14 protein-coding genes are annotated in these 13,484 nt (G+C 61.3%); 9 read left to right on the top strand and 5 right to left on the bottom strand.

What is annotated here, in order from left to right; all coding sequences use genetic code 11:
* Together VIW95_RS03070 and VIW95_RS03065 are read left to right on the top strand one after the other, a co-directional pair.
* Nucleotides 1-323: DUF2087 domain-containing protein (locus tag VIW95_RS03070; RefSeq protein WP_331583922.1), on the top strand; the 323-nt coding region annotated here is incomplete at its 5' end.
* A gap of 296 nt (nt 324-619) precedes the next feature.
* Nucleotides 620-1,933 (top strand): DUF1329 domain-containing protein, encoded by a 1,314-nt coding sequence (locus VIW95_RS03065; RefSeq protein WP_331583920.1) that lies wholly within the window; start codon nt 620-622, stop codon nt 1,931-1,933.
* Between the two features lie 238 nt (nt 1,934-2,171).
* On the opposite strand, the gene VIW95_RS03060 is transcribed toward VIW95_RS03065, so the two are convergent.
* Genes VIW95_RS03060 through VIW95_RS03050 form a run of 3 tightly spaced genes read right to left on the bottom strand, consistent with a single transcriptional unit; the run spans nt 2,172 to nt 4,203 of the window.
* A complete protein-coding gene (locus tag VIW95_RS03060; protein ID WP_331583918.1) occupies nt 2,172-2,690 on the bottom strand; it encodes a chromate transporter in 519 nt (172 codons plus the stop codon).
* Between the two features lie 21 nt (nt 2,691-2,711).
* The gene (locus VIW95_RS03055) at nt 2,712-3,383 is read right to left on the bottom strand and encodes a chromate transporter (RefSeq protein ID WP_331583916.1); all 672 of its coding nucleotides are present in this window, start codon (nt 3,381-3,383) and stop codon (nt 2,712-2,714) included.
* Nucleotides 3,319-4,203: a hypothetical protein gene (locus VIW95_RS03050; RefSeq protein ID WP_331583914.1), complete on the bottom strand. Its 885-nt coding sequence runs from the start codon at nt 4,201-4,203 to the stop codon at nt 3,319-3,321. The genes VIW95_RS03055 and VIW95_RS03050 overlap by 65 nt, the downstream gene beginning before the upstream one ends.
* 61 nt (nt 4,204-4,264) lie before the next feature.
* On the opposite strand from VIW95_RS03050, the gene gabT reads away from it, so the two are divergent.
* From gabT to VIW95_RS03015, 7 genes are read left to right on the top strand one after another with little or no spacing between them, the layout of a single operon-like run.
* Entirely contained in the window at nt 4,265-5,542 is a 1,278-nt protein-coding gene (gabT, locus tag VIW95_RS03045; RefSeq protein ID WP_331583912.1) for a 4-aminobutyrate--2-oxoglutarate transaminase, read from the top strand.
* Nucleotides 5,543-5,575: 33 nt separating this feature from the next.
* Nucleotides 5,576-6,469: a sulfotransferase domain-containing protein gene (locus tag VIW95_RS03040; RefSeq protein ID WP_331583910.1), complete on the top strand. Its 894-nt coding sequence runs from the start codon at nt 5,576-5,578 to the stop codon at nt 6,467-6,469.
* Nucleotides 6,466-7,374 carry a sulfotransferase gene (locus VIW95_RS03035; protein ID WP_331583908.1) on the top strand — a complete coding sequence of 303 codons (909 nt, stop codon included), beginning with the start codon at nt 6,466-6,468 and terminating at the stop codon, nt 7,372-7,374. The genes VIW95_RS03040 and VIW95_RS03035 overlap by 4 nt, the downstream gene beginning before the upstream one ends.
* A complete protein-coding gene (locus tag VIW95_RS03030) occupies nt 7,371-8,240 on the top strand; it encodes a sulfotransferase domain-containing protein (RefSeq protein ID WP_331583906.1) in 870 nt (289 codons plus the stop codon). The genes VIW95_RS03035 and VIW95_RS03030 overlap by 4 nt, the downstream gene beginning before the upstream one ends.
* A gap of 3 nt (nt 8,241-8,243) precedes the next feature.
* Entirely contained in the window at nt 8,244-9,152 is a 909-nt protein-coding gene (locus tag VIW95_RS03025; RefSeq protein WP_331583904.1) for a sulfotransferase domain-containing protein, read from the top strand.
* Between the two features lie 10 nt (nt 9,153-9,162).
* Nucleotides 9,163-10,083, top strand: a complete 921-nt coding sequence (locus VIW95_RS03020; RefSeq protein ID WP_331583902.1) for a glycosyltransferase family A protein — start codon at nt 9,163-9,165, stop codon at nt 10,081-10,083.
* A gap of 7 nt (nt 10,084-10,090) precedes the next feature.
* Nucleotides 10,091-11,059: a glycosyltransferase family A protein gene (locus tag VIW95_RS03015; protein ID WP_331583900.1), complete on the top strand. Its 969-nt coding sequence runs from the start codon at nt 10,091-10,093 to the stop codon at nt 11,057-11,059.
* Between the two features lie 219 nt (nt 11,060-11,278).
* On the opposite strand, the gene VIW95_RS03010 is transcribed toward VIW95_RS03015, so the two are convergent.
* Nucleotides 11,279-12,523, bottom strand: coding sequence for an NAD-dependent epimerase/dehydratase family protein (locus VIW95_RS03010; protein ID WP_331583898.1), 1,245 nt, complete (start codon nt 12,521-12,523; stop codon nt 11,279-11,281).
* A gap of 36 nt (nt 12,524-12,559) precedes the next feature.
* The coding region (locus tag VIW95_RS03005) for a glycosyltransferase family A protein (RefSeq protein ID WP_331583896.1) at nt 12,560-13,484 on the bottom strand (925 nt) is incomplete at its 5' end.

The following is a 13,484-nucleotide window of genomic DNA, read 5'->3' as shown; positions in this document are numbered from 1 at the left end:
GCGACAGTATCGCCAGACTGGCCGTGTCGGCCGAGGCGCGCAGCTCCGAGCGAAAAGTTCTCGACAACTTTGTGGATGGAGATCGCCTGCGCGAAATTCCGGTCAGCTACAAGAAGCGATTGGTAATCCTGAAATGGCTGGTCGCTTTCTTCGAGCCGGGCATTAGCTACACCGAGTCGCAGGTGAACGCGATCCTCAAGCTGCATCATCCTGACTGCGCCACGCTGCGGCGCGAAATGATCGGATGCGGGATGCTGGCGCGCGACAAGGGCATCTATCGCCGCCGGTCAGAATCCGAATGGCGGACCGGCGGCGGCAAATAGCCGAATCCGCTTCATATATGGCGGCGCGTCGACGCCCGGTCCGGATATGCGGATTAATGTGACGACGCTCTGGCGCAAGCGCAGGCACTACGGAATCAACTGATTCGGCTGAATTCGCGGACTAGGCCCGTGCCTCACGGAACGCAATAGGTAAATTTGACCGCAGGCGTAATTAGGCAGATTGACATCCGCGCCTGAGCGTTCTAATAGCAGACTATGGGTGTGAATATTTCACGCCAGAAGGCTTTTAGTCGGGCCATAGCGAAATAACGTTTCACGGCTTTACGGAGGTTCGAATGCTATTGGGGACATTGGGGATTCGCAAATCGTTAGTCGTCGGGGGCATCGCGATGCTGGCCCTCGTGGCGATGACATTGCCTGGGGAGGCAGGTGTCAAGCCCGGCGACTTCATCACTCCGAACAACTCGTCGCAGGTGCAAGACCTGGTTTCGCCCGGCGTGTTTTACCGAGTTCAGCACGGCATGTCGATGAAAATCGTGCCGACCGTGCGCGTAGACTGGCCACCTCCGTATAAGGATGCGACGGAAAAGTATTCTTCGCAGGTGCAGCTCTCGAAGGATCACCGCACAGTCGTCGGCTATGTCGCCGGACAGCCGTTTCCGCTGATCGACGCGAACGATCCTGACGTCGCGACCAAGGTCGTTTGGAACAACGTATTCCGCCCGATCCAGTCGGACGACTACGATCTGCGATACTTCGACTGCGACACGGTTTACAGCGGTTACAACAAGCCGTTCTTCGAAGTCGCGTATGGACAGCTCGGGCATTATGCCGGATACGATCTCGTAGGCCGGACCGAAGTCGAGCCGATTCCAGTCGATCCTGATTTCAAAAAGACCAACCGCCTGTGGCTGTTTCTGCTCGGGCCAGAGCTTGCGCCGCAAGACGCCCGTGGCACGAGCCTGCTGCGTTATCGTTACGCCGATCCAAATCATGGCGACGATACCTGGACCTGGCAGACCGGTTCGCGGCGCCTGCGCCGTCTGAACGAAGCGATCAATTCGAGCGCGACCGGCGCGCAGACCTGGGATCCCGATCACTATTCGGGCTTCAATCCCAAGACCGAGCAGTACAACTACAAGTTCCTCGGCGAGAAGGAGATGCTCGCGACAGTTGATGCCGAGCATTCACCGGAAGTCCGGTGCGCCACCGACGGCGGCGCCAGCGCATGCCCGGAGCGATGGCAGATGCGTCACATGTACATCGTGACCGCGGAACCCCGGCGTAGCGTGAACAACGCGGCGGCACTCGATTCCAAGACGGTCATCTACATGGATTCTGAAATGTGGTTCGAGCCGTACATCGACACGTACGATCGTCGCGGCGAACTGTTCCGCAACCACGTTTACTGGCTGGCATATCGCGACCGTCCGGTTCCCGATGCCAAAGTCGCGATCTATCCCTTCAAGCGTGAGTTCGTCGTCGGCGCGTCGTCGCAGGATGTGCAGAGCAGTGAGGCCACCATGTGCTACCTGCCAGGCATCGAGACGCCCGAGCGCGAATGCTGGTACATCAACATGGGCGCGGTGGACCGCGCGTTCTTCACCACTGAGGCGATGGTGAAGATGTCTGAAGTCGGACACATGTAGCCTTTCGATCCTGATTGCAAAAACGCCGGCAGGAGCATCCGCTCCTGCCGGCGTTTTCTTTTACCTTTCTGTCATCCTGACGAAGCGAGCATCGCCAGCGGCAGGAGATGGCTTCTCCGGCCTCCGGACCGCGGCGCGCACGCGCCGCCCGGTTCCGGTTCTGCGTTGCTCTGCATCCAATCAGAATCCGGACACTCTCGCGACGACATCAACCCCAGGCGCCGATTCCCCGAGGCCCCTAGCTCAACAGTACGTAAGCGGCGCCGCCCAACAGTACCAGCACGCCCGGATTGACGTGGCGCCATAGCAGGATCCCGAAAACCACGAGTGCGATGCCCAGCGTCTGCACGTTTATGATCGAAAGCCTCGCGATCGCGTACGTCCCCGATGTCATCAGGCCGATCGCCACCGGCGCCAGCCCGCGCTGAATCGACGTGCGCCACGGCCATCCGCCCAGATGCACCCACCATCGATTGACGAACAGCGTGATGATGCAGTCGGGCAGAAAAAATGCGATCCCAACCACCACCATCCCGGCCCATCCCGCCAGTTGGTAACCGATCACCAGTACCATCAACATGTTCGGCCCGGGCGCGACCTGCCCGAGGCTGTAGATGTTGCGGAACTGCGCGTCCGTCAGCCAGTGAAAGGTATGCACCGTCATGTGCTGCATCTCGGGCAGCACCGCCGTGCCGCCGCCGACCGCCAGCACCGACAGCAGCGAGAAGACCAGGAACAGGTGTATCAATCTTGTCATGTTGCGTTGGATCTCAATTAGCTAGTGCCGAAACAGGTGATGACGCGCGCCGCGATGAAACGGCAGATGCTCGTCCTGCGCGCGTGGTTCTGAAACGTGCGGACGATACAGCCATACCGAGATCGGCCCGACCCCCAGCAGCACCGCGAACAGCGGTACTTTAAGGAAGCTGACCGCGAGAAACGTCACCGCGATGATTGCAATGTCGGGAAGCTGGCGAAATTGGCGCCGACCGATTTGCAGCGTCACCGCCGACAACAAACCGACCGCCGCGGCCGCGATCCCGAGCAGAAAACGCTTCACGTCAGGATTGCTGTGATTCGATTGATACAGAATCCCGAGCACCATCACGACGACCGAGCCCGGCAGCAGCATCCCGACCACTGACACCGCCGCGCCGGCGATCCCGCGCAGATTGTCGCCCATGATGATCGCCATGTTGACGGCGTTGAGCCCCGGCAGCGTCTCGCTAATCTCCATCGCGCCGAGAAATCCCTCGTCGTCGAGCCATCCCTCTTCGCGCACCAGGTACTCGCGCAGGTAGGCGACGGCGCCACCGCCGAAGCTCAACCCTCCCGCGAGCAGGAAGATCCTGAACAGCGTCAGCAGGCTCGGATGAAGATCGGGCTCACTCTTGGTGTTTGAGACTGGCGTTTCCGTATCCGTAGATAAGGGCGGTTTTGGTTGTTCCACGCTGCACCCAGTCTGTGGCCCGCGATTGCAGGCCCGTGTAAAAGAGTTCGGAAAGCTCTCGCTGCTTGCGCCGCACTGATTCGGGACTGTCGAACTTCAGCTGGTAGGCGAACTCCGCGACGATCGGCGTGTCGGTCGAGCGCACCCGCCATACCGCAAGGTTCGCCTTCGCCTCGAGCTTGTGCCCGAAGTCCAGCATCCCGAGCTCGACGAGGTACTCCTGGATCGAGACGTTATTGACCACGCTCAGCGCAGCCTTCGGATTGGCGTCGATGTGCTTGAGCGCGGGGAATGCTTCGGCAGTCGTCTCGAATCGTTGCGTCAATATGATGTTGGGCGTGTCGAGCTCGCAGTTGTGCGAATACACCAGGCGCATCCCCAGCGTGCCGTCCTTGGGCAGGAGGATCTCCTCCTTGAACTTCAGCGTGTACTCGCACGGCAGTAGCGGGCGCGGATCCACCGCCAGCGCCACCTTCTTGTCCGGATGCCGGAATTTGATCACCAACTCGTGATGCGCGTCGGGCACGCCGTGATGATAGAAGGTGCGTTTTCGCAGGATGAAGCCATGATTGTAGAGCTTGAAGTGGGGAGTGTCGTAGAACACCACTTCGCGCAGATGCGGCTTGATCGATTCGCCCATCTTGCCGAGCTTGATGCCGAGCGACTTCGTCGCGTGATGCGCCAGTTTCCAGAATCTGTGAAACGCTTTCTCGTCGGGGAACAGGTCCGGCTTCAGCAACAGCTTGTATTCGCGATATTGAATCTGATCCGACGGTACGATCGGTTCGTAGAGTTTTGAACTTTCAGCGTGCGTGCTCATCGCCAGTGTTCGTCGATATTACCGATTTGCTGGCGGCTCCGAAACTGTTACTCAATCCTGAATGAGCGTCGCAACCACTTTAGCTGAGCGCATCGCCGCCGCCATTCCCCGCGGCGTCAGTGTGCCGATTCCAGTACTCGCCCATCACGCGTCGGGCGCCGAAATCTGGGACGCCGATGGCCGCCGCTACATCGATTTCGGCGGCGGCATCGCGGTGCTCAACGTCGGTCATCGCCATCCGCACGTGATGGCCGCGGTGCAGGCTCAGCTCGACGCCTTCACTCACACCTGCTTCGGCGTGACGCCATACGAGTCATACATCAAGCTGGCCGAGCGGATGAACCAGCTCGCGCCGATCGCCGCGCCGAAGAAAGCGATCTTTCTCACCACCGGCGCAGAGGCGGTCGAGAACGCTGTGAAGATCGCACGTCACGCGACCGGCCGCTCGGCGATTATTTCCTTCACTGGAGGATTTCACGGCCGCACGCTGATGGCGCTCGCGCTGACCGGCAAAATAAATCCCTACAAAGCCGGCTTCGGGCCTTTTCCCGCCGATACGTTTCACGCTCCGTTCCCCCACACGTATCGCGGTGGCAGCACCGAGAAGAGCCTCGCCGCGCTCGAGACGCTGTTCAAATCATCGGTCGAGGCGTCACGCGTCGCCGCGATCATCATCGAGCCCGTTCAAGGGGAGGGCGGCTTCAACGTCGCGCCGTTCGACTTTCTGCGCGAGCTGCGCGCGCTCTGCGATCGCCACGGCATCGTTTTCATCGCCGACGAGATCCAAACCGGCTTCGGCCGCACCGGCAGGATGTTCGCGGTCGAGCACGCCGGCGTCGAGCCCGACCTCATCACGGTCGCCAAGAGCCTGGCCGGCGGTTTCCCGCTCTCAGGTGTGATTGGCCGCGCCGCAATCATGGACAGCGTCGCACCTGGCGGTCTCGGCGGCACTTTCGCGGGCAATCCAGTGTCATGCGCCGCATCGCTCGCAGTGCTGGACGTTTTCCGCGACGAGCACGTACTCGCACGCGCCGAAAAGCAGGGCGTGCTCGTTCGTACGCGCCTCGAAGCGATGCGCGAGCAGTTCCCGTTCATCGGCGACGTCCGCGGCCTCGGCGCGATGCTCGCGCTCGAGCTGGTCCGCGACCGTACGACCAGAGAACCCGCGCCCGAACTGGCCAGCCGCCTCGCGAAGCGAGCGTCAGAGCGCGGCTTGATCCTGCTGACCGCCGGAATCTACGCGAACGTGATCCGAATCCTCGCGCCGCTGACCGCGTCCCCCGAACTGATGGACGAAGGCCTGACAATTTTGGAGCATGCTCTAAGCGACCTCGGCTAGCACTGCACGGCTAATTCGTATGAAATATGGCCGATGAGGCTCCCCGATATTATCGGAGTCGGCCCCCCGCGCACCGGCTCGACCTGGCTCTACAACGCTCTGCGCGACTCCGTGGACATGCCGGCCGGCGTCAAGGATACGCACTTTTTCGAGCACTTCGATCACAAGGGAATCGAGTGGTACGCCAATCACTTTCGCCACGGTACCGGTGATCGAAAAATCGTCGAGATTTGTCCCGGCGTTTTTTTCAGGCCGCAAGCCCGCGAGCGCATCAAGCAGCACATTCCAGATTGCAAGATCGTCGCGACCATGCGCGATCCCGTCGACCGAATGTATTCGGTATACAAGCTCCAACGCCACTACGGAGGCGTTGGCAGCGGAACACTCGAGCAGGTTATAGAAGCCTCGCCAAATCTCGGCGGCGCGAACCGCTACGCGGCGCAGCTCGAATCGTGGTTCGACAGCTTCGGCCGCGAGAACGTCCTCGTCACCATTTATGATGAACTGCGCGCTGAACCGCAGGCGTATCTCAATCGCGTCTGCGACTTTATGGGCATCGCGCGAGTCACGCTCTCGCCCCGCGCCGACCTTGGCAGCGACATAAACTCCTTCGCGCGTGCGCCCAAAAATCGCCGGCTCGCCCGCCGCGCGACCGCCGTGATCGATTGGCTCAACAGCCACCAGGCGTATCGCGTCCGCACGGCGCTGGCGCGCGCCGGCGTGTGGGAATTCTGCCAGAGCCGCGGCGAGTTGTATCCGCGCCTCACTCCGGAGCAGGACGAGCGCCTGCGCGAGCGCTACCTGCCCGAAGTCGAAGCGCTGGAAAAATTGCTCGCGATCGATCTCTCCGCATGGAAGAAGCCGCGGGCCGCGAGCCAACGCGATCTCGCAGACGAAAGCCGGACGCCGCGAGTGGCACTTGGATGAATCAGAACACGAAGTCCCGGCTGCCGGAGTTTCTCGGCATCGGTCCGCCGCGCACCGGCACCACCTGGCTGCACAACGTGCTCGAGGGCCACGTCGATCTGCCCTACGGCGTCAAGGAGACGCTGTACTTCACCACCTTCTATGACAAGGGCTTCGACTGGTACGCGCGCCATTTTCGCTACGCGACCGGCCAACGAAAGGTCGCGGAGGTTTGTCCCTACTTCTTCGACACCGTGACTCTCGATCGTATCAAAACGATCATGCCGAACTGCAAATTTATAGTCACGATGCGCGATCCGGTCGATCGCCTGTATTCGATGTACAAGGCGCTGCGCTATTCCGCCGAGGCACGTCGCGGAGGCTTCGAGCACACCTTGAGCGTCTGGCCCTCGATGGCGAAGGGCAATCGTTACGCGTCCCATCTCCAGGGATGGTGGGATCACTTCGGCCGGGAAAATGTTCTCGTCACGATGTATGACGAAATGCGCTCCGACCCGCAGCGATATATAGATCGGGTAACCGAATTTGTAGGCATCGATCGGATCGCTCTCGCTGAACGGCCGCACATCGGCGATGACGTAAACGCGTTCAAGCGCGCGCCCAAAAATCGAAGGCTCGCGCGCAAGGCGTGGAAGGTAAAGTACTGGCTCAAAGGCCACCAGGCATACGGCGCCGTCAATCTGCTCGAGCGCACCGGCGTTTGGGACTTTTGCGCAGGACGCGGCGAGCTATATCCTCCGCTGACACTCGAGCAGGATGCGCGATTGCGTGAGCGCTACCTCCCCGAAGTCGAGGCTCTCGAAGAACTGCTCCGCATCGATCTCTCCACGTGGAAAAAGCCGCGCGCGGGCCGATCGCACCAGCCGGCGGCGGAGCCCAATTCTCAACGGCTAGCGCTCGGATGAGCCAATCCTCGCGCCGCCGGCTGCCAGAGATCATCGGCGCTGGTCCCGGCCGCACCGGCACCACGTGGTTGCATCGCGTGCTCGAAGGCCGCGTCGATCTGCCATACGGCGTCAAGGAGACGCAGTTCTTCAACACGTTCTACGACAAGGGCATCGACTGGTACGCGCATCATTTTCGCTACGCCACCGGCGATCGCAAGATCGCGGAAATCTGTCCATATTTTTTTCATCCGCTCGCGCCGGATCGCATCAAGACGCACATTCCGAACTGCCGCGTCATCACCACGCTGCGCGATCCCGTCGATCACGCTTTCTCCGCGTACAAGCTGGTTGTTCATTTCGCCTGGGCGCACGGCTCGTTCGACGAGGTCCTGAAATCCCGCCCCAATCTCGGCAGCGGCAATCAGTACGCGTCTCATCTCAAGACCTGGTTCGACCTGTTCGGCCGCGACAATGTGCTCGTCACGATGTATGACGAACTCCGCGCGCAACCGCAGTCGTATCTCGACCGCGTGACCGGCTTCATGGACGTCGAGCGCATCGCACTTTCCGCGCGGCCGGAAATCGGTGATGATGTTCATTCGTTTGCGCGCGCCCCCAAAAACCGCAAGCTCGCTCGCAGCGCCAGGAAACTGATGTACTGGCTGCAGGGTCATCAGGCATACGGCGTGAGCAACTTGCTCGAGCGCGCGGGCGTCTGGGATTTCTGTTATGGACGCGGCGAGCCGTTCGGCCATCTCACAGGGGAACAGGAACAGCGCTTGCGCGAGCGTTACTTGCCTGAAGTCGAAGCGCTCGAGGAATTGCTCCGTATCGATCTTTCGGCATGGAAGAAGCCGCAAGCGCGTCGCGCAACGGTTGCATAATCGATGGCCAATTCTGCCAACAGCGAACGCGATCTGCGATTGCCCGACTTCATCGGGGTCGGTCCCGGCAGGACCGGCACGACGTGGCTGCACGAAGTGCTAAAGAGCCGCGTCAATCTGCCGGCCGGAATCAAGGAGACCGATTTCTTCACGACCAACTACAACAAGGGCATCGAATGGTACGCGCATCACTTTCGCGACGCCGACCGTATCCGCTCGATCGGCGAAATCAATCCATACTTCGGCTTCCCCGAGGCCGCCGAGCGCATCGCGATTCATATCCCGCGATGCAAGATCATCTGCTCGTTTCGGAATCCGGTCGAGCGAATCTACTCGGCCTACAAACTCTGGCGTCACTACACGCTGACCAACGATCCGCTCGATCAGTTCCTGATAAAAGTTCCGCAGGTGATCGAAGTCAGCCGCTACGCGACGCATCTGCCCGACTACCGCGCGCGTTTCGGCGATGACCGCGTGCTGGTCCTGCTCAACGACGACCTCCGCACCGATCAGCAGGCGTACCTCGACCGCGTTTGCGATTTTATCGGCATCGAGCGCTACCCGGTGCCTGCGTCAGCGGCCGAAGGCGAGCTGATCAACTCGATTAACGACTTGCCGAGGTTTCCGCGCGTCGCCCGCAAGGCACGCCACTTCATGTATTGGCTCGAGGAGAAACAAGCTTACGGTACGAGCAACTTTCTCGAACAGGCCGGGGCGTGGAAGCTGGTTTTCGGCGGCGGACCAAAGTTTCCGCCGCTCGATCCGGCCATCGAGGCGCGCCTGCAAGAACTCATGCGTCCCGAAATCGACGCGCTCGAGAAAATGATCGGACGCGATCTCTCCGCGTGGAAGAGTCCCCGGCCCAAAAGCAGCACCAACTTGCAGCGGGCGACCGCAGTCCAGGGGAAATAGCAGGGCCGCGATGGCAAAGGTTTCGGTAATAGTTCCGATCTATAACGGCGCTGCTACGATCGGCCGCGCTCTCGCCAGCGTCTTCGCACAAACCTTCACCGACTACGAGGTCGTGGTCGTTAACGACGGATCAACCGATGACACGCCGGCAGTCCTTGCCGGCTACGGCGATCGAATTCAGGTTGTGACGCAAGCCAATCGCGGCCTTCCCGCTGCGCGCAATTCTGGCATTCGCGCCTCGAGCGGCGAGTTCGTTGCGTTCATCGACGATGACGACGAGTGGATGCCCGAGATGCTCGCGCGATGCGCGGCGGTGCTCGATGGGGATCCAACTTGCGTGCTGGCGTACGCGGGAGCGTTGCGCGTCGATCTGGCCGGGCGGCCGATGCCCAACCAGGAAGGCGAAACCCGCGGCATCGATTCGCCGACGATGGAGCAGATGCTCGAGCGTCCGTGGAACGCCGTGCCGAGCCGGGTGATGGTGCGCCGCGCGGTGCTCGAGCGATGCGACGGGTTCGATGAGCGGTGCGTTACGGCCTGCGAAGATATTTTGTTCCTGCTGCGCGCGCGTGAGTGCGGATATTTCCGCGGCATCCCCGAATTGCTGGTGCGTAAGACCACGCGTCCGCTCTATCCCAAGGCGCTCAAGCGCGAGCAGGCCTGCGAACTGCTGGTGCGGCTGGTGCGCGAACGTTACGGCGCCGCTGCCAGTGGCTTTGTCCGCGAATATCGGCTCGAGCGAGCGAAGGTCATGCGACATATGGCCCGCGCGCTGATGGACGAGGGGCGGCCCCGCGATGCGCGCCGATGTCTCGCCCGCGTCATCTACTATCAACCGGCCTCGCTCAAGGCTTACCGCCGCTATCTGAAAACCTTTCTTCCGGCGCGCCCGCCGCGTCCGTCGTCGAGCACTGAAGACAGCAACGCCTGAGTGACCGATGGCGTCAGGCGAACCAAATTCGCAGCAGAGCGGACGCTCTCCCCGCGTCTCGGTAATAATTCCGGTTTACAACGGCGCGGCCACGATCGATCGTGCGCTCGAGAGCGTCTTCGCGCAGACGTTTGCCGACTATGAAATCGTAATCTGCGACGACGGCTCGACCGACGACACGCCGTCAGCATTGGCGAAGCATGGCGACAAGATCCGCGTCGTGCGCCAGGAAAATCGTGGATTACCCGCCGCGCGCAATGCCGCCGTCGCGGCCAGCCGTGGCGAGTTGCTCGCGCTAATAGATCACGACGACGAATGGCTCCCGCAAAAGCTCGAGCTCGCTGTCACCGCGATGCGTTCCGACCCGGGCGCGGCACTGCTTTACTCCGACATGATCGTTGTGAATGACGCTGGCGAGGAATTCCGCCGCTCGCAAATCGGGCCCGACACCGCGCACGCGCCCACGATGGACGAGATGCTCGCGCGCATCTGGCCGATCACGCCGAGCACGGTGGTGATGCGCCGTGACGCCTTCGATCGCGCCGGTGGATTCTGCGAGCAGCTCATCAGCGCCGAGGACATCCACTTCTGGCTGCTGATGCGCGAGCAGGGGCATTTCATTTTCCTGCCCGAAAAATTGGTCCGCTTCACGTACGGCCAGTTGTTTCCCAAAGTCCTGAACCGCGACATCGGTCCGACCGCAATCGTGGATCTGATTCAGGCCCGCTACGGTGCGCGCGCCGGCGGGCTGGTGAAAAATTTCATCCGCCATCGCGTAAGAATGATCGCCAATGCCGGCGTAGTTGAGATGAGTCGCGGTAACATGGAAGGCGCGCGCCGATGCTTCATCAGGGTGCTGAAATACGATCCGCTCTACCTGAAGAGCTACACGCGAATCGCGCGCACGTTCTTGCCCGCGCCGATTCGGCGCGCGCTCGGCGGCAAAGCCTCCCGCGGAGCACGCAGCGAGTCCTAGCCTCTCTCTATCAGAGAGAGGCCGACGCGAGACCTTGAGCGGCGGGTGAGGGTCAAAATTCCTGGTTCTTCGTATTGCTTTCTGCTCGCAATGGCAGCGGCGAGCACTCCTCACACCGACGCCGGAAACTCGGAGAAGGCATCTTGGAATCTGGACCCTCACCCGCGCCGTTGGCGCGGCCTCTCCCTGATAGAGAGAGGCTATTGGAGAAGAATGCCCTTACCGTGCGCGCGAGATTCGTGCCTTTGGTTTTGCTTCGTTCTCGGCTTCACCATCGACCTTTGACATCGAGCCGTAGCCGATTGCGTTGCTGATGTTGCGCCAGTTCACCAGCGCCTCGATGCGATCCTTCTTGACGCGATGCTTGTAGTGCTCGACCTTGTCGAGCACCGAGTCGATCAACACGTCGGACAGCAGGCGCGGCTTGAGCCCCAGGTCGATCAGCTTGGTATGCCTGGCGTTGTAGTAGTGCACCTCGGCTTCGACGCGCGGGTCGGCGATATGCTGAATCTCGACGCTGCGGCCCTTGTGCTTCGCCGCCGCCTGGATCAGGTCCGCCAGTTGTGCGACTGAGAACTGCTCCGTGAACTGGTTGAAGACTCTGTACTCGCCGGGCTTCGCGGGTTTCTCGATTGCGATTTCGATACATCGCATCGTGTCGCGAATGTTCAGGTAGCCGCGCGTCTGCCCGCCTTTGCCGTGCACCGTCAGCGGATGGCCGATGGCGGCCTCAATGCAGAAACGGTTTAACACTGTTCCCCAGATTCCGTCGTAGTCGAAGCGCGTCGCGAGCCGCTCGTCGAGCATCGTCTCGTCGGTTTCGATTCCATACACGACGCCCTGGTTGAGATCCGTCGAGCGGATACCCCAAATTTTGCAGGCGAACTGGATATTGTGCGAGTCGTGAACCTTCGACAGGTGATAGAACGAGCCCGGCTGTTTCGGGAACGGGAGCGTGTCGGTGCGTCCGTTGTGCGTGATCTCGATGAACCCTTCTTCGATATCGATGTTGGGCGTGCCGTATTCACCCATCGTGCCGAGCTTGACCAGGTGGCATTCCGGCACGTGCTCGCGAATCGCGTACACGACGTTGAGCGTGCCGACGATATTGTTCACCTGGGTGAGCACCGAATGTCGCCGATCGATCATCGAAAATGGCGCGCTGCGCTGTTCGCCGTAATGCACGATCGCGTCGGGCTTGAAATCGCGCACCACGCCGCTGATGAATGGGTAGTCGGTCAAATCACCGACCGCAATTTGGATCGATTTGCCGCTCGTCTCGCGCCACGCCGCGACCCGATCGTGCAGCGACGCTATCGGAATCAGGCTCTCGGTGCCGCCTTCGAGGTCCCACAGACGCCGGCTGAAGTTGTCCACCACGCACACGTCGTAGCCGCGCTTGGACAGGTACATCGCCTGCGGCCATCCGAGGTACCCGTCCCCACCAGTTACAATCACCCGCATTGAAAATGCCTCCAACAGCAGCGATACGCCGTCTATTTATTCCTGATATGCGCGATCAGATCGAGCGCGCCGCGAGCTTCCGCCCGACAAACTCTGCGCCAGCCGATGCGGCAGCCACGTTCGCATCCAGCGCAAATAGTTCTTGAGCCGATATGGATCGACCTTGATCGCACGGGCGAATGCGGCACGAGCCCGCGGACGATCGCCGTCGCGCAGCGCCTTGAGCCCGATCGTCGCCAGGATACTGCGGGGCGCCCGCGCGCGCGCATCGACCAGCGGCGCCGCGGAAACGCCGTAGCGCTCCTGCAGATACGCCTCGAAAACATGCAGCGCCTTCGAGTAGTCGGGCAGCCGCTTGAGCGGCTTGGGGAACCACGCGAACCGCCACGTGATCAACGGCTCGTCGATATAGCCGAAGGGACCCCGCTCGCGCATCTTGATCCAGAAATCCACGTCCTCGAAGCGAAAACTCGCGCCCTTCAACGCATCGCGATAGCCACCGCACGCGTCGTAGGCCGAGCGCCGCACTAGCGCAGCGCTCGGCATGATCGGCCACAGTTGCGTCAGCAGTTCGTTCAGCGAGGGTGCGTGATCGAAACCCTTGCCGACAATCGACGTGTCGAGCGCGACGCCCTCGCTGTCGGCCAGCGCGCAGTTGCAGTACACCAGCGCCAGTGCAGGGTCACTGTCGACCGCGGCCACGCTACGCTCGAGAAATTGCGGCGTCCAACTGTCGTCGGCGTCGAGGAACGCGAGGTACTCACCCGACGAATGGCGCGCGCCGTTGTTGCGCCCGGCAGCGGGACCACTGTTGGACTGCTCGAGCGGCTGCACGCGGTCGCCGAACTGTTTCATGATTGCCAGAGTCGCGTCAGTCGAGCCGTCGTCAACGCAAACTATTTCGAAATCCTGGAAAGTCTGCGCGAGGACGCGGTCCACGGTGCCAGCGATAGTCGCCGCC

Source organism: Binatus sp. (SeqCode) (assembly GCF_036522015.1).
Lineage (GTDB): Bacteria > Desulfobacterota > Binatia > Binatales > Binataceae > Binatus.
Note: the sequence above shows the minus strand (reverse complement) of the source record. Positions and strands in the feature narration are given on the sequence as shown.